This is a genomic window from Myxococcus sp. AB025B (assembly GCF_006518215.1).
In the GTDB taxonomy this organism is placed as follows: Bacteria; Myxococcota; Myxococcia; order Myxococcales; family Myxococcaceae; genus Myxococcus; species Myxococcus fulvus.
On the sequence record NZ_SRLW01000088.1, the window covers coordinates 1 to 21,500 of the forward strand.

The 21,500-nt window shown below is 71.0% G+C and carries 17 protein-coding genes and 1 pseudogene; 9 read left to right on the forward strand and 9 right to left on the reverse strand.

Annotated elements, in window-relative coordinates:
• Positions 1–106: pseudogene (gene pyrB / locus FL311_RS46295) on the reverse strand (aspartate carbamoyltransferase catalytic subunit); the annotation flags it as partial.
• A gap of 615 nt (positions 107–721) precedes the next feature.
• Here pyrB and FL311_RS46300 point away from each other — a divergent pair.
• Entirely contained in the window at positions 722–2,053 is a 1,332-nt protein-coding gene (locus FL311_RS46300; protein WP_368668575.1) for a tetratricopeptide repeat protein, read from the forward strand.
• Between the two features lie 12 nt (positions 2,054–2,065).
• Here FL311_RS46300 and FL311_RS16860 read toward each other — a convergent pair whose 3' ends face one another.
• A complete protein-coding gene (locus FL311_RS16860; protein WP_194869233.1) occupies positions 2,066–4,321 on the reverse strand; it encodes a CocE/NonD family hydrolase in 2,256 nt (751 codons plus the stop codon).
• A 335-nt stretch (positions 4,322–4,656) separates the two neighbouring features.
• On the opposite strand from FL311_RS16860, the gene FL311_RS16865 reads away from it, so the two are divergent.
• The 4 genes from FL311_RS16865 (at position 4,657) to FL311_RS16880 (ending at position 8,414) form a co-directional block, all read left to right on the forward strand.
• Positions 4,657–5,112, forward strand: coding sequence for a hypothetical protein (locus FL311_RS16865; protein ID WP_228556914.1), 456 nt, complete (start codon positions 4,657–4,659; stop codon positions 5,110–5,112).
• Between the two features lie 38 nt (positions 5,113–5,150).
• Entirely contained in the window at positions 5,151–5,603 is a 453-nt protein-coding gene (locus FL311_RS16870) for a phage tail protein (protein ID WP_141326159.1), read from the forward strand.
• Positions 5,596–6,840 (forward strand): hypothetical protein, encoded by a 1,245-nt coding sequence (locus FL311_RS16875; RefSeq protein WP_141326160.1) that lies wholly within the window; start codon positions 5,596–5,598, stop codon positions 6,838–6,840. The genes FL311_RS16870 and FL311_RS16875 overlap by 8 nt, the downstream gene beginning before the upstream one ends.
• A gap of 269 nt (positions 6,841–7,109) precedes the next feature.
• Positions 7,110–8,414 carry a hypothetical protein gene (locus FL311_RS16880; protein ID WP_141326161.1) on the forward strand — a complete coding sequence of 435 codons (1,305 nt, stop codon included), beginning with the start codon at positions 7,110–7,112 and terminating at the stop codon, positions 8,412–8,414.
• 37 nt (positions 8,415–8,451) lie between these two features.
• On the opposite strand, the gene FL311_RS16885 is transcribed toward FL311_RS16880, so the two are convergent.
• The 3 genes from FL311_RS16885 to FL311_RS16895 form a co-directional block, all read right to left on the reverse strand.
• On the reverse strand, positions 8,452–8,991 hold the full coding sequence (locus FL311_RS16885) for a dihydrofolate reductase family protein (RefSeq protein WP_141326162.1): 540 nt from the start codon (positions 8,989–8,991) through the stop codon (positions 8,452–8,454).
• 380 nt (positions 8,992–9,371) lie between these two features.
• Positions 9,372–11,189: a hypothetical protein gene (locus tag FL311_RS16890; RefSeq protein ID WP_141326163.1), complete on the reverse strand. Its 1,818-nt coding sequence runs from the start codon at positions 11,187–11,189 to the stop codon at positions 9,372–9,374.
• A 23-nt stretch (positions 11,190–11,212) separates the two neighbouring features.
• Positions 11,213–11,596 (reverse strand): hypothetical protein, encoded by a 384-nt coding sequence (locus tag FL311_RS16895; protein WP_141326164.1) that lies wholly within the window; start codon positions 11,594–11,596, stop codon positions 11,213–11,215.
• 169 nt (positions 11,597–11,765) lie between these two features.
• Between FL311_RS16895 and FL311_RS16900 the strand changes: the two genes are divergently transcribed.
• On the forward strand, positions 11,766–13,175 hold the full coding sequence (locus FL311_RS16900) for an FAD-binding oxidoreductase (protein WP_141326165.1): 1,410 nt from the start codon (positions 11,766–11,768) through the stop codon (positions 13,173–13,175).
• A gap of 18 nt (positions 13,176–13,193) precedes the next feature.
• Here the strand turns inward: FL311_RS16900 and serA are convergent, their stop codons facing one another.
• From serA to FL311_RS16915, 3 genes are all read right to left on the reverse strand, one after another.
• Entirely contained in the window at positions 13,194–14,447 is a 1,254-nt protein-coding gene (serA, locus tag FL311_RS16905; RefSeq protein ID WP_141326166.1) for a phosphoglycerate dehydrogenase, read from the reverse strand.
• Positions 14,448–14,638: 191 nt separating this feature from the next.
• Entirely contained in the window at positions 14,639–16,300 is a 1,662-nt protein-coding gene (locus FL311_RS16910; protein WP_141326167.1) for a serine protease, read from the reverse strand.
• A gap of 96 nt (positions 16,301–16,396) precedes the next feature.
• On the reverse strand, positions 16,397–16,774 hold the full coding sequence (locus FL311_RS16915) for an STAS/SEC14 domain-containing protein (protein ID WP_046716184.1): 378 nt from the start codon (positions 16,772–16,774) through the stop codon (positions 16,397–16,399).
• A gap of 217 nt (positions 16,775–16,991) precedes the next feature.
• On the opposite strand from FL311_RS16915, the gene FL311_RS16920 reads away from it, so the two are divergent.
• Positions 16,992–17,345: a hypothetical protein gene (locus FL311_RS16920; protein ID WP_141326168.1), complete on the forward strand. Its 354-nt coding sequence runs from the start codon at positions 16,992–16,994 to the stop codon at positions 17,343–17,345.
• 25 nt (positions 17,346–17,370) lie between these two features.
• Positions 17,371–18,363, forward strand: a complete 993-nt coding sequence (locus tag FL311_RS16925) for a serine/threonine-protein kinase (RefSeq protein ID WP_141326169.1) — start codon at positions 17,371–17,373, stop codon at positions 18,361–18,363.
• Here the strand turns inward: FL311_RS16925 and FL311_RS16930 are convergent.
• A complete protein-coding gene (locus FL311_RS16930) occupies positions 18,332–20,293 on the reverse strand; it encodes an alpha/beta fold hydrolase (protein ID WP_141326170.1) in 1,962 nt (653 codons plus the stop codon). The genes FL311_RS16925 and FL311_RS16930 overlap by 32 nt on opposite strands.
• Before the next feature lie 176 nt (positions 20,294–20,469).
• Here FL311_RS16930 and FL311_RS16935 point away from each other — a divergent pair, with 176 nt between their 5' ends.
• Entirely contained in the window at positions 20,470–21,498 is a 1,029-nt protein-coding gene (locus FL311_RS16935) for a class I SAM-dependent methyltransferase (RefSeq protein ID WP_141326171.1), read from the forward strand.
• Positions 21,499–21,500: the final 2 nt, after the last annotated feature.

Here is a 21,500-nt window from a genome sequence, read left to right on the forward strand (position 1 = left end):
CTTCCAGGTTGCGCAGCGTATCGCAGGCGGTTTCGCCCTTGCGGGTGGACGAGGTCGAGGCATCGAAGTTGAGCACATCGGCGCCCAGGCGCTGCGCGGCCAGCTGGAGGCGGTCTTCACCGCGTCGGGTCTGCCATTGGCCCAGGAGGGCTTCGGCGCGACGGCGCGGCGGCTGGATGCGTACGCGGAGGCGATTGCCCGGATGGAGCGGGACTCGTGCGAGGCCACGCACGTGCGCGGTGAGCAGTCCGGGCGGATGTTGGATTTGCGGGGCATGTGTCTGGACCGGCGGCGCGAGGCGCTGCGCGCGTCGGTGACGCTGATGCTGCAAGGGGACGCGGCGGTGCTGGAGCGCGCGCCCCAGGCGGCGCACGCGCTGCCGGACCTGCTGCCCTGCGCGGACCGGGAGGCGCTGGCCAGCGTGGTGCCGCTGCCCGAGGACCCGGTGGTGCGTCAGCGATTGCAGGGTTTGCAGGCGCGGCTGGCGGAGGGCATGGCGTTGCAGGAGGCGGGGCAGCACGCGCGGGCGCGGCAGGTGGCGGAGGAGGTGCTCCAGGCCGTGCGGCAGACGGGGTATCGGCCGATGGAGGCGTCGGCGCTGTTCCTGCTGGGGTTGGTGGAGAAGGCGCATGCGCGCTTCACCGAGGCCGCGGCGGTCTTCGACGCGGCGCAGCTGGCGGCCCTGGCGGGGCGGGACGATGACCTGATGGTCCGCGCGCTCATGGGGCTGGCGGACTCGGAGCTCCAGGGGCATGCGCGCTACGCGGAGGCGGAGCGGGCCGTGCGGCTGGCGGAGGCGACGCTGGAGCGGCTGGACATCCGGCAGGCGCCCGGGGCGGCTGGAGAGCTGCATTTGTTCCGGGGGCACCTGTTCCATCGCAAGGGCGAGGCTGTCCGCGCGCAGGAGGACTTCCGCCGCGCGCTGGAGCTGTTCGAGCAGGCGCATGGGCCCGAGTCCCCGCGGCTGGACGCGCCGCTCACGGCGCTGGGGCTGATTCTCAACCTCCAGGGGCACTACGAGGAGGCGCGCGGTTACTACGAGCGCGCGTTGGAGCTGCAGCAGCGCGCGTACGGCCGCGAGCATCCGGTGTGTGTCAGCCACCTCAACAACGTGGCCACGGCGCTGCGGCTGCAGGGGCGGGTGGAGGAGGCGGTGGCGCGCTACGAGGAGGCGTTGTCGCTGGGGGAGCGGCGCCTGGGGGTGGCGCATTCGTCGACGAACATGGTGCGCGTCAACCTGGGGGACGCGCTCCAGCTCCAGGGCAAGCTCACGGAGGCGCTGGCGCGCTACGAGGAGGCGATGCCCGCGCTGCTGGCGGTGCACGGGGACACGCACCCGCGGGTGGCCTCGGTGCTCACGAGCATGGGCACCGCGTACGCGGACCTGGGCGAGTCGCGGCTGGCGCAGAAGTCCTATGGGGAGGCGCTGGCCGTGCAACGTCGGTTGCTGGGGTCGGAGCACCCCGACCTGGCGCTGACGTACAACAACCTGGCCTCGGTGATGTTGGACCTGGGGGAGCCTGGGAAGGCGCGGCCGCTGCTGCAACTGGCGCGTGGGCTGTGGGAGAAGTCGCTGGGGCCGGAGCATCCGCGGGTCGCCTCGGTGTTGCAGAACCTGGCGAAGGCGGACCTGGCGGAGGGGCGGCTGGGCGCGGCGCACGCGGGGTTCGAGCGGGCGCTCGCGATGCGGCGCAAGGGCCTTGGGCCCGAGCACCCCAAGCTGGTGTCGACGCTGACGCTGCTGGCGGAGGCGAAGCGCAGGCTGGAGGGGCCGCGCGCGGCGCTCGCGACGCTCCAGGAGGCGGTGCTCCTGGCGGGCAAGGCGCAGGTGACTCCGGCGGACCGGGCCAAGGCGCTGTTCTCGCTGGCCCGGGCGACGTGGGATTCGGACGGCTCGCGCGAGCAGGCGAGGACGCTCGCGAGGCAGGCCGAGGAGGCGCTGCGCAAGGCGCCCCGGACGACGGAGGCGCTGGCGCGCGAGGTGCGGCAGTGGCGGGCGCGGCATGATGCGTCGACGTCCCAGCGGGCCACGGGCGAGGCGAGGCGGCCGTGAGCGCCCGAGGGCTCAGGGCGCGGGCGGCCTCCACACGGGCAGGGTGAGCCGGCTGCCCGGGAGAAAGGTGATTTCGAGGGGCGTCTTCGCGTCCGCGAGGCGCTCGTCGCTGACGTCCTTGCCCGTGCCCAGGTTGAGCTGGGATTGCGCGTGCTTGTTGATGGCGACCACCGCGACCACCTGGCTCCCCACCTCGAGCCTGCGGCTGGTCATCCGTCCGCTCTGGAACGTCAGGCGCTGGCGCTTGCCTGGAACGAGCAGCCGCCGCTGCTCGCGCTCCGCCACGTGGCTGGCGCGCTGGAGCACATAGGACAGATACACGTACTCCCCCTTCGCCGTGCGCTCGTAGAGCACCACGTAGAAGTCGAAGTCCTTCTTGTTGGTGATGAAGTCGAGCCGCCCGGCGAACAGCCCGCTCACCTCCAGGGCTTGCGTCAGCGGCTCGCCGACGTAGACGAAGCCGTCGCGCGGCGCCTCGAACGTCGTGGACACGATGTCCGACGGCTCGTAGTGCGGCCCTGGCGAGCGGTCCTTGAAGTCCACACGCAGCCGTTGCCGGGTGCTCGCCGTGGGCGGCGCTGCCGTCAGCCGGTGCGGAGCGCCCGTGGTCGAGGGCGCGAGGAACAGCTCCACCGCGCCGTTGCTCACACGCGCCAGGTCCGGCGCGTGCTTCCACGTGTTCGCCCCCATCACCTGGTAGTTGACGCGGTCCTTCAGCAACGCGGGCAGCGGCCCCTGTCTCAGCACGTGCTCCAGCCATTGGTAGCGCAGCGCATGCACGTCCAGTCGGGCCACGGGGTCGATGCGATAGCCCATCAGCTCGTCGCTCGACGCGTGCTGCCCGCCCATGTGGTCATACGGCCCGATGACGAAGTAGTGGCGAGCGTCCGGCGCGTGCCTCAGGTGCTCGGTGAGGTAGTACATCGCGCTCAACGAACAGCCGTCGTAGTAGCCCGTCGTGGTGAGCACGGGGATGCGGATGCGCGCGAACTCCTGACGGTACGGAATCATCTTCCGCCAGTACGCGTCGTACGTCGGGTGCTCCAGCCAGCGCTGGAAGAAGGGGTTGGGACGCCCGTCCAGCCGCTCCAGCGCGCGATAGGGCTCGCCGCTCGTGTACCAGCGCTCGTGGAGCGCATCCCACCGCGCTCCGTCGAAGTAGTCCGCGTCCGCCAGGCCCTTGTCGAGCGTGACGTAGCGCGGCCAGCGGTAGAAGAAGCCCTGGAAGACGTTGCCCTGCATCGGCACGTCGATGCCCGGCGCCACCGGCACCGACGGCATGATGGCCTTGAGCGCCGGGTGCCCTCGCTTCGCCGCGGACCACTGCGTGAAGCCCTCGTAGCTCCCCCCGAACATCCCCACCTGCCCATCGCTCCACGGCTGGCGGCTCACCCAGTCGATGACGGCGATGGCGTCGTCCCCGTCATGCTCGAAGGGCACCGGTGCCTCGGGACTGTTGCGCTTGCCTCGCGTGAGCGCCGTCACCCCCGCGAAGCCATGCGCCGCCGAGCGCACCGCCTCCTGCTTGTTGAAGGTGTTGGCGTAGATGGTGAACGACATCGCCGTGGGCAGCGGCACCTGGGTCTTCCGGGGACGCGCGATGGTCACGGACACCTGTGCCCCGTCGGGCGTGGGCACCAGGACGTCCTCCTCGATGACGTAGCGGCGCGCCTCGTCCCGGGTCCACAGGGGCTCGCTCGCGGGCAAGAGCTCCTGGAACACCTGATGGACCTGGTAGTGACGCACCAGCTCCACCGCCTGGGCTCGTGTCAGCCGCCCCGCCTTGCGCGCCTCGGCGAGTCGGGTGTCCAGCTCCCGTCGCGCCCGCTCCAGGTCGAAGAGGAACATCCCTCGCGCATCGAGCGCGACCCGGTCCTCCAGCGCGCCGAAGGTCTGGTCGAACGCCTCGCGCAGCGCGTCGGCGTACGGCGTCCCGCGCTCGGCCTGGGCCTGCTTCGCCAGCGCGTGGGCCTCGTACTGCAGGAAGGTGATGCCCTGCGTCGCCGCGTTCGCCTCCAACAGGGGCCGGAGCTCGCGGATGGACGCGACCGCGCCCGCGAAGTCACCTGACACCATCTGGAACCGGAAGCGCTGGCCCAGTCGGGTGGCCAGATCCTCGTCCGGAGGGTCCTTCAGCAGGGCCCTGGCGAGCACGGGCATCGCCTTCGCGAGCGCCTCGGGGGATTCGGACGTGGGGGACGCGAACTCGGCGGGTGTGGCTTTCGCGAGCGTGGCGAGCAGCAGGGTCAGCAGGAGGGCGCGCGGCATGAGTTCTTTCGAGGCGGTCCACGATAGGACGCGATGCGCGCGCATCCATGGACACCGGGTGCGGCCCATGGCGTCGAAGGTACGCCCCGGGCCTACTTGTCGTGGGTTCATTCGTGTGCATCGCGCGTGTGCTCCGCCGGACGAAGCGGGTGTCGTAGCTGGGGGCCTGTTGGGCTCGCGACGTCGGCGCTGTCCCCGGGAGCACTTCCGGTGCCCCTCGGTCGGTGCGACCTTGCGAGCCCGGATATCACGGAGCTCACAGGCTCCGTGGAGGCCGGCCCAGGACCTGGGGGGACCGGATGATCGACGAAGTCGATCAACGCTTGAAGGCATGGGTGAGCCGCGTCGCCGGCGAAGCGCCCGTGTTCCTCGGCGTCCCGGACCGGGAGGCCATCGAGCGCGGAGTGTGTCTGTACCTGCTGGAGCTGGGGCCCGCGCCTCCCGCGCGGGGTGGACGCCGGGGGCCGCCGCAGTTCTCGGTCTGCTACCTGGTCACCGCCGGCGCGGAGTCTCCCGAACAGGCGCACCGGCTGCTCGGCGAGCTGGTCTTCTCCGCGATGGAGGAGGCGGAGTTCGACGTGGACCTGACGCCCGTGCCCGCCACGCTCTGGGCGGGGCTGCGCGTGCCTCCGCGCCCCGGCTTCCGGCTGCGCCTGCCGGTCCGACGCGAGCGGCCCGTGCCCGTGGTGCACCGCGTGCGCTTCCCCGTCGTCACCCAGTTGGAACCCGCGGAGGCGCCGGCCGCCGAGCCCCAACCGCTGCCCACCCGCTTGCCGCTGAAGGAGGACTGACGTGCCGAGCGCCCTCGACGAAGTGGAGGAGGTGACCCATGGCTGATGCCAAGGCGACCGGGGTGGCCCCATCGCGGCAGGGGGCGGGCACGCGCGTGGACCCGTTCCGCGCGTACAACTTCAAGCTGCTCATCGACGGGGTGAACGAGGGGCACTTCACCCAGTGCACCGACCTGGAGGTGGAGGTCATCACGCCGCATCCCCGTGAGCGGCTCGCGGGGCCCGTGATGCACGGGGATTTGACGCTGCGCTACGGCGTCACGCAGTCCCCGGAGCTGTGGAACTGGTTCCTCGCGTCGATGAACGGGGGGCCGTCGCGCAAGAACGTCTCCGTGCTGTTGCTGGAGGGGGATGGGATGACGCAGAAGCTGCGGTGGGACCTCAACGAGGCCTGGCCGAAGAAGTGGCGGGCGGCTCCGCTGGACGTGCTCGGACAGCAGATCGCCGTCGACTCACTCACCCTCGTCTTCGAGTCCATCACCCGTGGTTGACCGCGCGCGAGGACAGGTGTCCGGTGGGTGGCTGCGCTCCGTCGCCCGGCGGATGAAGGACTGGGCGCGGGCGGTGCTCTCCGAGGAGGAGGCGGACTTCGCCGCGGCGCTCTCCCAGGCGCGGTTGACTCCGGAGCGCGCCTGTCCCGCGAACCACGGGCCGCCCATCATCGCGCCCCGGGGGCCACCGATGCCCCTGGCTTCCATCACGATGGTGACGGCGCCCGCGGTGAGCGTGGGGCCGCCGGAGCACTGGCTGCGGGACGTCCAGGCTCGGCGCGCCATGGGGCCTCCGGCGGACTGGGTGGCGCGGGTGCGCAAGGTCGCGCCCCACCTGGTCGAGGGGATGACGGACGAGCTGCCCGCGCCGCCCTTGAGTGACGCGCATCTGTCCTCTCGCGCGCGCATGATGCTCTCGGACAACGCGATGGACCCGGAGCCTCGGCGTCCCCTTCCACCTCCCGCGATGTCGCCCTCCATCCGCACGCGGCCTCCTGCTCCGCGTCTGTCCCGTCGGGTCGAGTCCCTCGCCACGGCAGGGAACCCCGCGCCGATGTGGCGTGAGGGAGGGGCTTCTCCGCCGCCCGTGAGTACCTCGCCCCCGGGAGCCTCCACCGAGGTGGCGGCTCCCGGGGGGGCCGGGGCGCAGGGGGCCTGGGCCCATCCCTTCGCGTCGCCGCCGCACGCGCCCATTGAGTCGGAGCCCGCGCCGCTGCCCGTGGAGGGGCCCACGACGCCTGTCCCGCTGATGCTGCGGGGCGCGCCGTTCCCCAATCCGGTGCGCGTCGAATCCACGCCGGTGTCTCCCTCGGAGGTGTGTGTGCCGCCGCTGGGGGAGCTGGACAACGACGATGGGCTCAGCTCGTCGGGGCTGCCGCAGGGCATCTCCGCGTCCCAGGCCTCCGGCGTCCAGGGCGCCGTGGCCGCGCCTCGTGCCCGTTCCACGGCAGAGCTGTGGATTCCGCGCCGGTCTGCTGCCGAGGCTGCGCCCGTATACGCGGAGCCGGTGCCTCGCGAGCCGCACGTCGCGAGCGGGCCTCGGACGACTCCCGGGAGGACGGAGACGTGGCCGGACGAGAGCGGTCAGGAAGAGCCGAGGCAGGCGGCGCATCCCGTCCAGGAAGAAGCGGGGTACCCCACCGCTTCGTCGAGGGACACCGACGACGAGGACGCCGCGCACGAGCTGCGCCTGTGGGCGCAGATGCGCCGGCTCGAGCGGGAGCAACGAGGTGAGTGATGGCCCGAGGGGCCTGCCCCGCTTTGCCTGAGGGTGGGCGAATCGGCTGAGCGTTCGATGCCCGAGCCGTGCGTCGTATGGCGCGCCTCGTGCCCGGCGTGCACCGGGAGGTCCGTGGCTCCAGGTGTCGAAGGCGCACGGGAGGTCCACCTGGTGCGTGGCGAAGAGGCGCTCGTGGGCACGCCCGGCGCGAAGGAGCGGAGCGCCGTCCTCGCGCGCCTCCACGCCTGGGCATCCCGCGTGCCGACCCGGTAACCTCCCCCGAAGCCATGTCCCGACAAGACCTCGCCAAGCGGGCGCCTCGCGAAGGCCCCACCTCCGAGGACGTGCGTCTCCAACTGGAGGGCCGCGCGGAGGTGCTGGAGTCCGCGCACGCGCACACCACCGTGTTGGAGTCCGCGCTGCGCAGCCGCGCCTGGAAGCGCAAGCTGCGCGCGAAGCCCACGCTCGTCGAGGAGTGGCTGGAGCAACAGCCCCGCGTCACGGAGGCCCTGGAGCACGCGAAGCGCCGCGCCGAGCGCGAGGCCTGGCCCGAGTCGCTGCCCCTGATGCGCGTGCTGCGCGAGCTTGACGCGCGCTCGAGGCGGCTGGCGCCGCTGGTGCGTCGGCGGCTGTCCCGCCACGCGTTCGTGTCCGGCCCCATCGCGCTGGCAACGGAGCTGCGCCGGCTGGACACGCTGGCGAAACAGCAGGTGTCCCAGAACCTCCAGGAGGGCGAGGTGCTGCTCTTCCAGACGCAGCGCTCCGGCTCCGTGCCTGTCCGTCAGACACCGCTGCGCTGGTCCTCGCTGGCGCTGGCGCTGCTGGGTGTGTCGGCGCTCAGCTACTTCCTGCCGGTGGATGGGCGTCCGGTGGGGGGCTGGTTGTTGATGGCGCTCCTCGTCGTCCCGATGGTCATGATGCTGCTGCGCTCCGGCTGGCTCACGATGACGAACGAGCGGCTCATGTGGACGCCGGTGTTCGGCGAGGCCGTGTCGGTGCCCCTGTCCTCCATCGCGCCGGGCGGAATCCAGGTGGGCAGGTTGTTCTCCTTGAAGGTGGATGGGACGCCGGGCGTCACGGTGCCCTACCTGATGGAGGCCAACCTGGTCGCCACGCTGCTCGAGCTGCACACTCAGGCTCCGCTGCGAGGGCTGGCGCGCTCTGGAGTGCGGCTGGAGAACGCGGTCCTCTATCCGGCGACGCTGCGAGAGGATGGGCAGGGGCGCTCGGGCTGGGCGGTGCTGCGGCCGAGCGGCGTGTCCTTCGTCCCCAATGGCCAGGGCCCCCGGGCGCTCGCCACGGTGCTGGGGCGGCCGAGCGCCATCCAGGCCGAGGTGAACTGGGTGTTGGACTCACTGCGCTGGCTGCCCGACTCGGAGCTCGACGGGGTGCTGGCGCGCGTGGTGGAGGCCACCGGGGGCGTGAGCTGGTCGGCCTGGGAGACCTCGCGACGCGGCGATGTGCCGCTGTGGAAGCGACTGACGCTCTCCCACGGACATCGGGTGCTCAGCGGACAGGTGGAGTGGTCCTCGCTGGGCGCGACGGAGAAGGTGCTGGGCTTCTGGCCGGAGGGCGGAGGCCACCCGAAGTGAGCAGGCCCACTTCGGGTGCCTCGCGTGCGTCACGCGCTCAGCGCTGGACGTCGTACCGCAGCAGCACCACGCCGTTCTGGTAGACCTTGGTCGAGCGCAGCTCCAGGTTGAGCTGCCGGTCCAGCCTGGACACCAGCGGGATGCCCGAGCCGAGCAGCCGCGGGTTGAGCTTGACGAGCACCTCGTCCACCAGCCCCGCGGCGAAGAGCTGCGCGGCCAGGGCGCCACCGCCCGACAGGTAGATGCCCTTGCCCTCCTTCGCCTTCAGCGCGCGCACCGCGCCGACGACGTCGTCCGAGATGAGCTTCACCCGGGGATTCGGCGTCTCCTTCATGCTGCGTGAGACGACGAACGTCTCCAGGTACGGGTAGGGGTCGGTGACCTTGAACTTCAGGCCGACGTCATACGTCCGGCGGCCCATCAGCACCGTGTCGTAGTCGTGCCGCAGCGTGGCCATGTACTCGGTGGCGTGGTCGCCTTCGAAGACGAAGCAGTCGAAGGAGTCGTCCTCGCGGGCGATGTAGCCGTCGAGGGTGGTGGCGACGTGGTAGGTGAGCTTGCGCGTCTGGGATTGCATACGAAGACCTCGGGAGTGGCTGGGTCCCGCCGCGCGCACGGGTGGCGCTCCGCGCCGGAAGGCCGCGGTGGGACAGGGAAGGGACACGTCACGGGCCGCGAGGGCTCGTGGCGCATGCTCTGGATTCCTGGGGAACACTCCGCTGTCCGCGTGGACTCACGCCGAGCACGTTCGACGCCCGCACGGACTCGAGAGAGCCGAGGGCGAGGTGCGCTTCGAGGAGCGGAGGTGTCAGTAGGAGGAGGTCATGGACAGCGCGGTTGCCCGCGCCGTCAAACACAATGGACCCGCCCTCGCATGAATGCAAGGGCTTGATGGTCGCTGTGTCCCGCTCCGGCACCGGACGAGCGTTCGTCCGATGTCACACGAGGGAATGTTCTTCAGAAGTCGAGGATGAAGGTCTCGAGTGCCTCGTGCTCGGGGTCCGTCATCGTCGACGGGTCATGGTCGTTCGGGTCGTCGCCGAAGATGGACAGGCCCGGAGGCACGGTGGTGCCGATGCACAGGATGCGTCGGGGCTCGGTGCCCACGCCGTCGCCGTCGTTGTCCGGGTACAGCACGGCCCAGCGGATGAGCGCCGCGTTCGCGTCATCGCAGTCATTGCCCGTGGCCTGGATGAAGTAGGGCGCGGGGAGCGTGGCGGCGGCGCAGAGCGCTCCAGCCTCGGGCGTGGTGAAGCCGTCCCCGTCGCGGTCCACGTGCCGATACGAATGGCTCATCCAGCGACTTGAGTCGTCGTCCGCGCAGTCGCTCCCCAGAAGCGACCTGTTCGCGGGCGTCTGCCCGTTCGTGCACTGGTCCTCCGCGACGCCCGCGCCCACGCCGTCCCCATCCAGGTCCGGCCACGTGCGCAGCGTCTTGTGCACCGACGCGTTCATGTCGTCGCAGTCCGGGCCCACGGAGAAGTTGAGGTAGCCGGCGGGCAGCGCCTCGCCCGCGCAGAGCTGGCCCGGGGCGGCCACGGTGTACTTGTCACCATCCACGTCCCGATAGGCATAGGACAGCCATTGCCACCGCGCGGCGTCGTCGTCCGCGCAGTCCTCGCCCGTCGCCGCGTAGCCCGTGGGCCGCGTGGTGCCCGCGCACACGAAGCTCCTGGGGCCCACGCCCACGCCGTCTCCATCCGCGTCCCGGTAGAGCTCCCAGCGCACGCGCACCGTGGCATCCCGGTCATCGCAGTCGTCGCCCTGCCCGGTGGTGAGGTAGCCCGGCGGAAGCTGGGCGCCGCCGCAGACGTTCCCGGGAGACCACACCGTGTCTCCATCACCGTCCGCGTCGCGGTAGGTGTAGTCGAACCGCCGCCAGCGCTCGGCGTCCTCGGGCGCGCAGTCGCCGCTGACGAAGCTGTGGCCGGCGGGCGGCGTGTGGCCCGTGCAGGAGGACACGCCCAGGCCCGCGCCGAACCCGTCCCCATCCGTGTCCACGAAGAACTCGGCCATCCGGTACTTCGTCGCATCCGTGTCGTCGCAGTCCGCGGGAATCCAGGCGTCCAGGTACCCCGCGGGCAGCGGCTCGTCGCGGCCCAGGCAGAGCTGTCCGAAGGTCTCCACGCCCATCCCGTCCCGGTCCTGGTCCCGGTAGAGGTAGTCGCGGGTCACGCCGCGCAGCGGGTCCTCGGGCGCGCAGTCACCGGTGACGCTCGCGTAGCCCTCGGGCGGAGGCTTCCTGGCGCAGACGGTGAGGGGGGCAGCGCCATCTCCCACGCCGTCCCCGTCCACGTCGGCGTAGACCACGGTGGACTCCTGGTAGCGCCCGTCCTGGTCATCGCAGTCCGGCGGCCCCGGCTGCTCGCGGTAGCGCAGGAGGAGGTCCCCTACGCAGGCGCTCACGGGGCCAGGACCCGTGGCCCCGTCCAAGTCGGAGTCCGGATACAGCCCCGAGGCGTTCCGCCAGGCGCTGGCGTCCGTCGGGGCGCAGTCTCCCTCCTGCGCGGTCCAGCCCGGAGGCAGGCCGTGGGCGGCACAGACCCTCTCCCGGAGGCCATGCCCCCGGCCGTCCCCGTCCGTGTCCGCGTAACCCCATAGCTCGTGCCAGCGCTGGCTGTCCGTCGGAGCGCAGTCCTGCGCGTCCACGACTCCGTCACCGTCCGAGTCCGGTCGTGTCTCCTCGCCGCCCTTCTCCAGTCCGCTGCCACAGCCGACGTGGAGCGTCGTCAGGGCCAGCGCGAGCGGCAGCCAGCTGCCTCGCGTCGTGCGCATGGAAGTGCTCCTCGTCCTGGCGGTCAGGGAGTGGGCTGCGCCGTGCGGCGTGTGAGGCGACAGGACGGCTGTCCGCCAATCCATCGCTGGACCTTCAGCTCGAGCAGGTAGCGCCCCGGACGCGTCATGGCCAACAGCGCCATCCGGTCGCACCGCGAGCCATGCTGGCTGGCGTCGTAGTACGCGGGGTTGGAGTAGAACTCGAACTCGAAGGTCCGCGGGGCGCTCTCGCCCTGGAGCACGCCCCGTATCTCGATGACGTTGGCCTCCGTGATGGCGTAGCTGTCCACCGTCTCGAAGACGTAGGGCACGTCCACTTGGGGCGTCTCGCTCCAGGCCAGCGTCGAGGGCAGCAGCACGGCCGCGGTCGACAGCACGAGGTTTCGGAGGACTCGACTCGGGGACATGTGGGGCAACCTGGGACGGGGGTGGGCAGGGCGCACGAAGCCCCGCCGCATATACACCTTGAGGGGATTTTCCTGGCCTTTCCCCGGGATTTCCCGCCGGTCTTCCAGGCGACCGGCGGCCCACGGCGCGCCTTGTCATACGCGGGCGCCTGCAATACGCCTGAGGCCCATGTCCTCCGACGCCGCGCTCCCCGCAGACTTCCTCGCCGCCCTCGCCGAGGGCTTCCCCCAGGACTTCCTCACCCGGGAGCCCGAGGAGCTGAAGGAGTACGGCCGCGACTGGACGCGCGTGTACACCCCGGCCCCCAGCGCGGTGGCGCTGCCCCGCACCACGGACGAGGTCGCCCGGCTGCTCGCCCTCTGCCACCGGCACGGCGTGGCGGTGGTGCCCTCCGGCGGACGCACGGGCCTGGCGGGCGGCGCGGTGGCGGCCAAGGGGGAGCTGGTGCTGTCCCTGCGGCGCATGGCGCGCATGGGGCCGGTGGACCTGCTCGGCAACACGGTGCGCGTGCAGGCGGGCGCGGTGACGGAGGCGGTGCACCGCCACTGCGCCGAGCACGGCCTGACGTGGCCGGTGGACTTCGCCTCCAAGGGCTCGAGCACCGTGGGCGGCAACATCGCCACCAACGCGGGCGGGGTGAAGGTCATCCGCTACGGCCTCACCCGCAACTGGGTGCTGGGCCTGCAGGTCGTCACGGCGGAGGGCCGCGTGCTGGAGCTCAACGGCGCGCTGGAGAAGAACAACACCGGCCTGGACTTGCGCCAGCTCTTCATCGGCAGCGAGGGCACGCTGGGCGTCATCACCGAGGCCACGCTCAAGCTGACGCAGGTGCCCGGCAAGCAGGACGTCTTCCTCTTCGCCGTGCCGGACGTGGCCGCGGTGCTGCGGCTGTTCCGCGACGCGCGCGAGCAGACGGCCTTCGTCATCTCCGCCTACGAGTTCTTCACGGACCGCTGCCTGTCCCGCGTGCAGCGCCACCGCAAGCTGCGCTCACCGTTCGAGGCCGACAGCGGCTGCTACGTGCTGCTGGAGGCCGAGGCGCGTGACGCCTCCGCGGTGGAGGCCTGGCTGGGCTCGCTGTTCGAGCGGGGGCTGGTGACGGACGGCACCCAGGCGCAGGGCGCCTCGCAGGCCCAGGAGCTGTGGGCGCTGCGCGAGGGCATCAGCGAGAGCCTGTCCGCCACGGGCCTGCCCCACAAGAACGACATCTCGCTGCCCGTGGCGGGCCTGGAGGCCTTCTGCGCGGAGCTGGAGGCCGTGTTCCAGGCGCGCTACCCGGGGTGGGAGATCTGCCTCTTCGGCCACATCGGCGACGGCAACCTGCACGTCAACGTGATGAAGCCGGACGCCATGGACAAGGCGGAGTTCCTCGCCCACACGAAGCAGGCGGACCCCACCCTGTTCGAGCTGGTGAGGAAGCACGCGGGCAGCATCTCCGCGGAGCACGGCATCGGCCTGTTGAAGAAGGACTCCCTGGGCTACTCGCGCTCGGAGGAGGAGCTGGTGCTCTTGCGCGCGCTCAAGCGGACCCTGGACCCCCGGGGACTGCTCAACCCGGGGAAGGTGCTGGACGCCTGAGCGCGGCGCGGCGCGCGGTCAGGAGACGATGCGCGTCTTGATGTCGGTGGTGAGGCCCGCGATGGCGTCACACACCGGGCGCGACACGTCCTGGTCCAGGTCCATCACCAGGTAGCCGATGTTGGCGTCGGTGCTGAGGACCTGGGCGTGGATGTTGGCGTTCAGGTCGGAGACGATGCGGTTGATGTCGCGCAGCACGCCCGGGATGTTGCGGTGCACGTTGAGGATGCGGTGCGTGCCGGGGATGAGCGGCGCCTCCACCATGGGGAAGTTCACCGCGCCCGTCGTCGCGCCCGTGCGGAAGAACTTGGAGAGGCTGGTGGCCACCTCCTTGCCGATGGACGCCTGCGCCTCCTCGGTGGAGCCGCCGATGTGCGGCGTGAGCACCACGTTGGGCAGGTTCTGCAGCTCCGTCACGAAGCCGTCCGAGTTGCCCTCCGGCTCCTCCGGGTAGACGTCCACCGCCGCGCCGCCCAGGTGCTTGGACTTGAGCGCCGCCGCCAGCGCGGCGATGTCCACCACCGTGCCCCGGCTGGCGTTGATGAGGCACGCGCCCCGCTTCATCTTCGCGAGCTGCTCGGCCCCCATCATCATGTGCGTGGACGTCAGCGCCGGCACGTGCAGCGTGACGAAGTCCGACTCGGCGAGCAGCTCGTCCAGCGTCGCCACCGAGCGCGAGTTGCCCAACGGCAGCTTCGTCATCACGTCGAAGTACATCACCCGCATGCCCAGCGACTCGGCGAGCACGCCCAGCTGCGAGCCGATGTGGCCGTAGCCGACGATGCCCAGCGTCTTGCCGCGCACCTCGTGGCTGCCGGTGGCCACCTTGCGCCACTGGCCGGTGTGCACCTCGCGGCTGCGGTCGAAGAGCTGGCGCGTGAGGACGATGATTTCCGCGATGACCATCTCCGCCACGCTGCGCGTGTTGCTGAAGGGCGCGTTGAAGACGGGGATGCCGTGCGTGTTGGCGGCCGTCAGGTCCACCTGGTTGGTGCCGATGCAGAAGGCACCGATGGCGAGCAGGTCCTCCGCGTGCACCAGCGCCTCGGGGGGCACCGTCGTCTTGCTGCGGATGCCCAGCAGGTGCACGCCCTTGAGCCGCTCGGCCAGCTCCAGCGGCTTGAGCGCGGAGCTGACGCGCTCCACCTGGAAGCCCTCGGCGGCCAGCAGCTCCTCCGCGGACGGGTGGATGTTCTCCAGCAGCAGGGCGCGGAACGGACCCTCGTTGAGAATCGGGCGCGTCGGGGACGGCGGGAACCGGGCAGTGCTCATGTCGCCGTGCGTTATTCCCGGGCCTCCGGTGTGTCAAGCGCGGCCTGAGCAGGCGGGACGGCCCGGTGTCTGGGGCTGGCAGGCCGCTGGCCCGGCGTGCGTGGAGGAAGTGGCCCCGAAGACAGAAGCGGGCGGCCCGTCTTCCACGGACCGCCCGCCCCGGTGAGTCAGGTGACGTGTGTCAGCGGGGACTACCGGAGCGTCCAGGCCACCGTGCCGGAGCAGGTGGTGGCGCCGTAGCAGCCAGCGCGAATCTGGTACGTCCCGCCCGCGCCCGCGGGCACGGTGTAGGTGGCGTGGGACAGCGAGCCGCAGGCGTCGTCGTTGCTCGTCACCTGCTGGCCCGCGCTGTTGTACAGGCGCAGGAAGGTGTCGCCGGTGCCGGAGGCGCCCGTCATCGAGCAGGTGCCGAAGGACAGCGACTGGCCGGCGGTGAGGGTGACGTCCTGGTTCGTGGTGCCCGTGCGCGCGCTGTTGGTGGCGGTGGCGGAGAAGTCGAACGTGCCGCTGGTGGGCGCGGGGGTGGAGCCGCCGCCCTCGAGCTTCCAGGCCACGGTGCCCGAGCAGGTGGTGGTGTCGTAGCAGCCGGCGCGGACCTCGTAGGTGCCCGCCGCCGTCGCGGTGAAGCTCAGCTGGGAGCCCCGGCCGTTGCACGCGTCGTCGTTCTCCGCGACCTGCAGGCCGCTCGGGCCGAACAGGCGCAGGTACGAGTCACCGACGACGGCCGCGTCCGGCACGCCGCAGGTGCCCACGGTGATTTTCTGCCCCGCCGTCAGCGCCACCGTCTTGTTGGTGGTGTTGACCGTGGCGCTGTAGGTGTTCTGGGCGGAGAAGGTGAAGGTGGAGCCGCCCGTCGGAGGCTGCGTGGTGCCGCACAGGCGCTGGCTGGTGGCCACCTTGCAGAACGCGGTGATGGCGGGCTGGACGTAGGTGATCTCCTCGCCCCCGCAGCCCGTCTCCGGGCAGTTGTTGACGACGTAGCAGCTCCCGCTGCGCACGTAGTCCTCGTCGCCGCGGACCAGGATGCCCGCCAGCGTGTGGTTGGCGGTCTCGTAGACGCCCGAGCCGGAGTTGCCCGCGAAGGTGTCCGTGGTGGCGACGAAGTAGTCCAGGGTGCTGGCGCGCGCGGTGCGCACCTTGCCGCCCGAATCAATCTTGAAGGGGATGCCGCTGCCCGAGCCGATGACGGCCACGCCCTCGCCCGCCGTCAGCGCGGTGTTGCCCGAGCGCACGGGCGCGGGGGTGAAGCGCGGCGCGGCGGAGCGGTCCAGCCGGATGATGGCGTAGTCGAGGTTCGTGCTGCCGCTGCCGGAGTCCAGCCGCCGCGTGACGATGGCCTTGCAGGAGAAGATGTCCGCCGTCGTCACCTTCTGCAGGGTGTCGGCGCCCGTGTTGTAGTAGTTGAAGACGAAGCGCGTGTCGGCGCAGTCGGCCGCGTTCTCCACGCAGTGGCCCGCCGTCAGCACCAGGTCATCGTCGATGAGCGTGCCCGAGCACCACGCGGCCGCCGGGTCGTTCCAGAAGCGCTGGTTGGTGCACAGGTTCTCGTACTCGCCCAGCGTGTAGGCGTAGAAGCCGACGTCGTCCGGGTTGGACGTGTCGAGCATGTCCGGGGACATCAGCGCCACGGTGGACTGCTCGGCGCGCTGGCGCAGCGTGGCGCTGGCGTGCGCGTACACGTCGAAGCGGTCATCCGTGCCGTACACCACGGGGCTCTCGCCGGAGCCCGTCTCCTCCGGAACCTCGGGCTCACCGGTGGGGGACTCGGGGACCGGCTGACAGGCGGTGACGGCGACAGAACACAGGAGCGCGCCCAAGAGCTGCCGGGCGGCGCCATTCCGGATGTGGTGCATGAAGAGACGACTCCTGAAGTGGAACGGGCCCGCCCGCAAGGCCGGGCGGGGCTCACACTCTACCGGAGACGCCGGGGCCGCGCAGGGTGGGGCGCTTCAGTCCGCCTCGGGGTTGCGCAGCCACTCCAGGGCTTCCGGCTTCGTCTCGAAGGTGCGCGTGGGGATGGTGAGCATGGCCCGCTTCGTCATCCGCCACGCCTGCAGGCCGGAGGGGGCGTCACTGACGACCCGCGCCGAGCGCTTCATCCCGTGCAACTGCGCGTACGCGTTGAGCGCCGCCATGGAGGCCACCACGTCGGTGGGCATCACCCGCAACTGGGACTGGTCCACCAGCGCGGACCACTCCCCCGCGAAGCCGACAATCGCCTTCTTCACCTCCGTGAGGTACTCGGTGAGGTCCGCCGAGGTGACCTGCGGGGGATAGACGACCTCGAGGATTCGGTCCTGCGCGTGAACGGTGATCTGGAATGGCATGGGCGGTGACGGCTCCGAAGGCGCGCCATCCTAGCCTCAGCCGGTGACACTCCGATACCCGACGCTTCACCTGCCCCCGAAGACGGGTGGCAAAGGCCACCCTGTCCAGAAGCGCCGGGAATGTCAGACCCCCCGGCTAGTGACGTCCCTGCCGCCGAACCGGTACTGGCCTGCGTCGTAGGGCGTGGCCGGCGGTTCGAGCCGGCAAGGGGGTTACATGAACAGGAAGCTGTATGTCCTGGGCGCGGTGCTGGGCACCGTGCCGGGGCTGCTGCCGGGAGCCTGTCCGCCGGGGGATTTGCCCGCCGGAGAGGCACGACGGGAAGCCCAGGCGCCGGTGTCGGCGCATGGCAAGGGCAGGACGGAGCGCCGGGCCGTGGTGGCTCCGCCCGAGGCTCCCAAGGCCGTCCGGAGCGAGGACGCACGGGCGATAGGCGCGCGGGAGACGGAAGCACCTCGTCACCCGTGCGAGCTGATGACGGTGGTGAAGGTCCCCTGCGATGAGCGCCTGGAGACCTGTGAGTACACGTATTGGGAGTGCCCGGCGGCGGTGAACCCGCTCCGGGCCTGAAGCACGTCGAAGAGCGAGGCCCCTCATGATGCGCACCGACCGACAGGCAAGCCCGAGCACCCCCACGGCCTGGGGCGCGGACCCGCTCGTCGGGCAGGTGTTGCAGGGCCGTTTCCAGGTGGTGGCGCCGCTGGAGGGTCCGGGCACGCAGCGGGTGTACCGGGCCCTCCAGCTCCCGCTGGAGCGCACCGTGGCGCTGCGCGTGCTGGGCGCGCCCTTCGAGGACCTGGAGGCCCCGCGCCGCTTCTTCCAGGAGGCCCGCGCCGCGGCCAGGCTCGCCCATCCCCACACCGTCACCGTGCTGGACGCGGGCCGGCTGGAGGACGGGACGCTGTTCGTGGCCACGGAGTGGCTGGAGGGGCGCACGCTGCAAGAGGTGCTCGCCTCGGGGCCGCTGCCGTGGGCGCGGGCGGTGGCGTGGGCCCGGGCGCTGGGGCGCTCCCTGCGTCAGGCGCACCAGCGGGGCGTGGTGCACGGGGACGTGTCCCCGGGCAACGTCGTCCTGGTGGAGGAGGCGGGGGCGCACGTGAAGCTGCGCGGCTTCGGGCGCACGCGGCCCGTGATGTCGGAGTCGGCGCGGCTGTCGGTGCGGGAGCTGACCGAGGGCGACGCGGGGCTCGGCGCGCCCGCGTACATGGCGCCGGAGCGGGCGCGGCACGTGGCGGACGCGCGCGGGGACATCTACTCGCTGGGCGTGGTGCTCTTCCACATGCTGATGGGGCGGGTGCCCTTCGAGTCGGACGACCTGCTCGAGCTGGTCTTCGCCCACCACAAGGAAATGCCTCCGCGCTTCTCGGAGCTGGGGCCCCAGCTGGCCGTGCCGGAAGCGGTGGAGGCGGTGGTGCGGCGGTGTCTGGAGAAGCGGCCCGAGCAGCGCTTCGCGTCCATGGAGGCCCTGCTGGAGGCGCTCGGGGACGTGGCGTCGCGCGAGGCGGAGGCGGAGGCGCCGGTGCGCGCGGCTTCGGACGCGCACCGGACGCGGGGGGCTAGTTGGTGGGGCCGTTGGCGGGCTTCTTGAGGTACTGGTCGAGGAACGCGCGGGTGCGGGAGTAGGCCTCCTCCTCGTTCTTCTTCTTGGTGAAGCCGTGGCCCTCGTCGGGGAAGAGCACGTACTCGACGGGGACCTTGCTCTTGCGCACCGCCTGGACGATTTCGTCCGACTCCGCCTGCAGCACGCGCGGGTCGTTGGCGCCCTGGATGACGAGCAGCGGCTGGCGAATCTTCTCCGCGTGGAACAGGGGGGAGATTTCGCGCAGCATCGCCTCCTGCGTCTCGGGGTTGCCCACCTCCTGGTAGAGCGCCTGGCGCCGTGATTCCCAGTGGGCGGGCATGCTCTTGAGGGTGCGCAGCCAGTTGGACACGCCGAAGATGTCCACGCCCACGTTGAAGACGCCCGGGTGGTACGTCAGCGCGGCCAGCGTCATGTAGCCGCCGTAGCTGCCGCCGATGATGCCCACGCGCTCGCCGTCCACGTACGGCAGGCTGGCCAGGTACTTCTTCGCCTCCACGCAGTCGAGCAGCGGCTCCTTGCCGTGCTTCTGGTCATCCGCCGTGTAGAACGTCTTGCCGTAGCCGGAGCTGCCCCGGTTGTTGATGGCCAGCACCACGTAGCCGTGGTTGACCAGGTACTGAATCATCGGGCTGTAGCCCTTGCGGGACTGGCCACCGGGGCCGCCGTGCACCCAGATGAGCGCGGGTGCCCGCGTCTGGGCGGTGGCCTGGTGCGGCTTGAAGAGGATGTTGGGAATCACCATCCCGTCGAACGACTTGAAGCGCACCACCTCCGCGTCGACCAGGTCCTTGGCGTCGATTTCGGTGGTGAGGTTGTCCGTCAGGCGCGTGGCCTTCTTCGTCGTGAGGTCGAAGACGTAGAGGTTGTTGGGCGAGCGGTCCCCGCGGTGGTGGAAGGCCAGGCGCTTCTCCCCGCGGCCGATGGACACGCTGGTGATGTCACCCTCGGGCAGCCGGGGCAGCTCCAGCTGCTTGCCCGTCTTCATGTCCTGCACGCGGATGACGGTGCTGGCGTCCGCGTTGATGCCGGTGACGCGCAGCGCGCCGTTGCGGGAGAAGTACGTGTACATCACGTCCCAGTCCGTCTTCTCCACCTCCTCCATCTTCCCGGTGGCGAGCACGTAGCGCACCACGCGGGTGAACTCGGAGCCCTCGTCGGTGATGAGGTAGAGCGCGGTGGAGGTGGTGTCGAACTCGGCGGGGCTCCAGGTGGCGGTGCCCTGGTGCTGGCTGATGTGCTTGCGCTCCTTCGTGGCGAGGTTCAGCAGGTACACGTCGCTGTCGGCCGTGGTGTTGGTCTTCTCCAGGGCGAGCCACTGCTCGTCCGCGGACACGGCGCCCACGTCCAGGCCGTCCTCGTTCTGGTACAGCCGCGTGCGCTCGAACGTCTTCGCGTCGTAGCGGTACAGGTCCATGAAGCGCTCGTCGCGCTCGTTGGTGAGGACGTAGAAGCCCGCCTCGTCCTGGCTCCAGCCGAAGAAGACGGCGCGGTGCTTGTCGCCAGGGGTGAGGTCCTTCTCCTTCCCGTCGGGCGTGCGCACGTAGAGGTGGTGCTGCTCGTTGCCGCCCTGGTCGCGCGTGAAGAGGATGCGGTCGTCCTTCGGGAAGTAGCTCACCGCGAAGGTGCTGTCCGTGGTGGAGCGGGTGAGCTGGGTGGGCTTGCCGCCCTTCACCGGCGCGGAGAAGACGTTGTAGATGCCCGTCTGGTTCGACGAGTACAGCACCCGCTGCTCGTCGGAGGAGAAGGACGCGCCCCGAATCAGGGTCGTCTTCATGAACTGCTCGATGGTGTAGTGCTTCGAGGGGCGCGTGGACGCGCGCTCGACCTTGGCCTTGCCGGACGCGGCGGCCTTGGGCGCGGCGGGATTGGCCAGCGCGAGGGAGGGGACGAGGGTCGCGAGGGCCATGGCCCGCGACACGGTGAACCAGGACGGCATGGTGGACTCCAGTGGGGGTGTGGAACCCGGAAGCGGCGCCGCCGCCCGGTGTCCCGCCTTGTACACGAACGACGTCGGGCGGGATTGCATGCGCTCGCGAGCCCGCTTCAAGGAGCGAGCGGGCGAGGGTTTTTCGCGGGAAGAGGAGCCGGGGCCCTCCGGGGTTGTGTTGGACGATGCAAGACCCCCAGAGGCCCCTGGTCCGACGCGCGCTCGAGCCTGTCCGTCACCGCGAGCGCAACCAACTCGTCCTGCCCGTCCCGGAGCGTCCCGCCGAGGAGGCTCTCGCGGAGGCTCGCGTGTGGCTCGACGGCATCCACGCGCGGATGCTGGAGGCCGACGATGACGTGCTGCACCAGGACATGCACTCGCTGCACCTGGGGCTGCTCACGCTGCGGCGCCGCTGGAGCCCGGAGGACTGGAAGGCCTTCTGCCAGGACACCGCGCGCAAGCACCCGCTGCGCTCGTTCCTGCACCAGTGTCCCTTCACCCGCCGCGCCTTCGAGCGGCCCCGGGGGTACGCGGGCGACGCGGCGCTCATCGACTACCTGTACCTGGACCGCGCCGCGGACGAACTCCACGCGGGCCGGGAGATCTATCGGTACATGCACCAGCAGCCCAGCGCGGTGAGCGTGCGCGAGCGGCGGGACCTGCTCGCGCGCGAGCTGGACGCCACGGCCGAGCGGGTGCCAGGCGAGGCGCGCATCCTCTCCGTGGCGTGTGGCCACCTGCGCGAGGCGGAGGCCTCGGCGGCGGTGCGGGAGCGGCGCGTGCGGGAGCTCATCGCGTTCGACCAGGATGCGCTGAGCCTGGCGGAGATCTCCCACCACCAGCCGCTCGACGTAGTGAAGCCGCACTGCGGCTCGGTGCGCGCGCTGCTCGCGGGCAAGGAGTCCTTCGCGGACCTGGACTTCATCTACTCCGCGGGCCTGTACGACTACCTGTCCGACTCCGTCGCCACGCGGCTGACGGGGCTGCTCTTCAACATGCTGCGCGCACAGGGGCGGCTGTTGGTGGCCAACTTCGCGCGCTTCCCGCCGGAGACCGGCTACATGGAGGCCTTCATGGACTGGTGGCTCCTGTACCGCGAGGAGGATGAGCTGCGCGGCTTCCTCGGCGAGGTGCCGCTGGAGCGGCTCGACTCCGTGCGGCTGTTCCGGGACGGCCAGGACAACGTCATCTACCTGGAGCTCGTGCGCCGCTGACG

Bases quoted from the DNA above. Each gene is read 5' to 3' on its own strand.
- FL311_RS46300 (WP_368668575.1), top strand. From the start codon at position 722: ATGGGGCTGGCGGACTCGGAGCTCCAGGGGCATGCGCGCTACGCGGAG.
- FL311_RS16860 (WP_194869233.1), bottom strand. From the start codon at position 4,321: ATGCCGCGCGCCCTCCTGCTGACCCTGCTGCTCGCCACGCTCGCGAAA.
- FL311_RS16870 (WP_141326159.1), top strand. From the start codon at position 5,151: ATGGCTGATGCCAAGGCGACCGGGGTGGCCCCATCGCGGCAGGGGGCG.
- FL311_RS16880 (WP_141326161.1), top strand. From the start codon at position 7,110: ATGTCCCGACAAGACCTCGCCAAGCGGGCGCCTCGCGAAGGCCCCACC.
- FL311_RS16885 (WP_141326162.1), bottom strand. From the start codon at position 8,991: ATGCAATCCCAGACGCGCAAGCTCACCTACCACGTCGCCACCACCCTC.
- FL311_RS16890 (WP_141326163.1), bottom strand. From the start codon at position 11,189: ATGCGCACGACGCGAGGCAGCTGGCTGCCGCTCGCGCTGGCCCTGACG.
- FL311_RS16895 (WP_141326164.1), bottom strand. From the start codon at position 11,596: ATGTCCCCGAGTCGAGTCCTCCGAAACCTCGTGCTGTCGACCGCGGCC.
- FL311_RS16900 (WP_141326165.1), top strand. From the start codon at position 11,766: ATGTCCTCCGACGCCGCGCTCCCCGCAGACTTCCTCGCCGCCCTCGCC.
- serA (WP_141326166.1), bottom strand. From the start codon at position 14,447: ATGAGCACTGCCCGGTTCCCGCCGTCCCCGACGCGCCCGATTCTCAAC.
- FL311_RS16910 (WP_141326167.1), bottom strand. From the start codon at position 16,300: ATGCACCACATCCGGAATGGCGCCGCCCGGCAGCTCTTGGGCGCGCTC.
- FL311_RS16915 (WP_046716184.1), bottom strand. From the start codon at position 16,774: ATGCCATTCCAGATCACCGTTCACGCGCAGGACCGAATCCTCGAGGTC.
- FL311_RS16920 (WP_141326168.1), top strand. From the start codon at position 16,992: ATGAACAGGAAGCTGTATGTCCTGGGCGCGGTGCTGGGCACCGTGCCG.
- FL311_RS16925 (WP_141326169.1), top strand. From the start codon at position 17,371: ATGATGCGCACCGACCGACAGGCAAGCCCGAGCACCCCCACGGCCTGG.
- FL311_RS16930 (WP_141326170.1), bottom strand. From the start codon at position 20,293: ATGCCGTCCTGGTTCACCGTGTCGCGGGCCATGGCCCTCGCGACCCTC.
- FL311_RS16935 (WP_141326171.1), top strand. From the start codon at position 20,470: ATGCAAGACCCCCAGAGGCCCCTGGTCCGACGCGCGCTCGAGCCTGTC.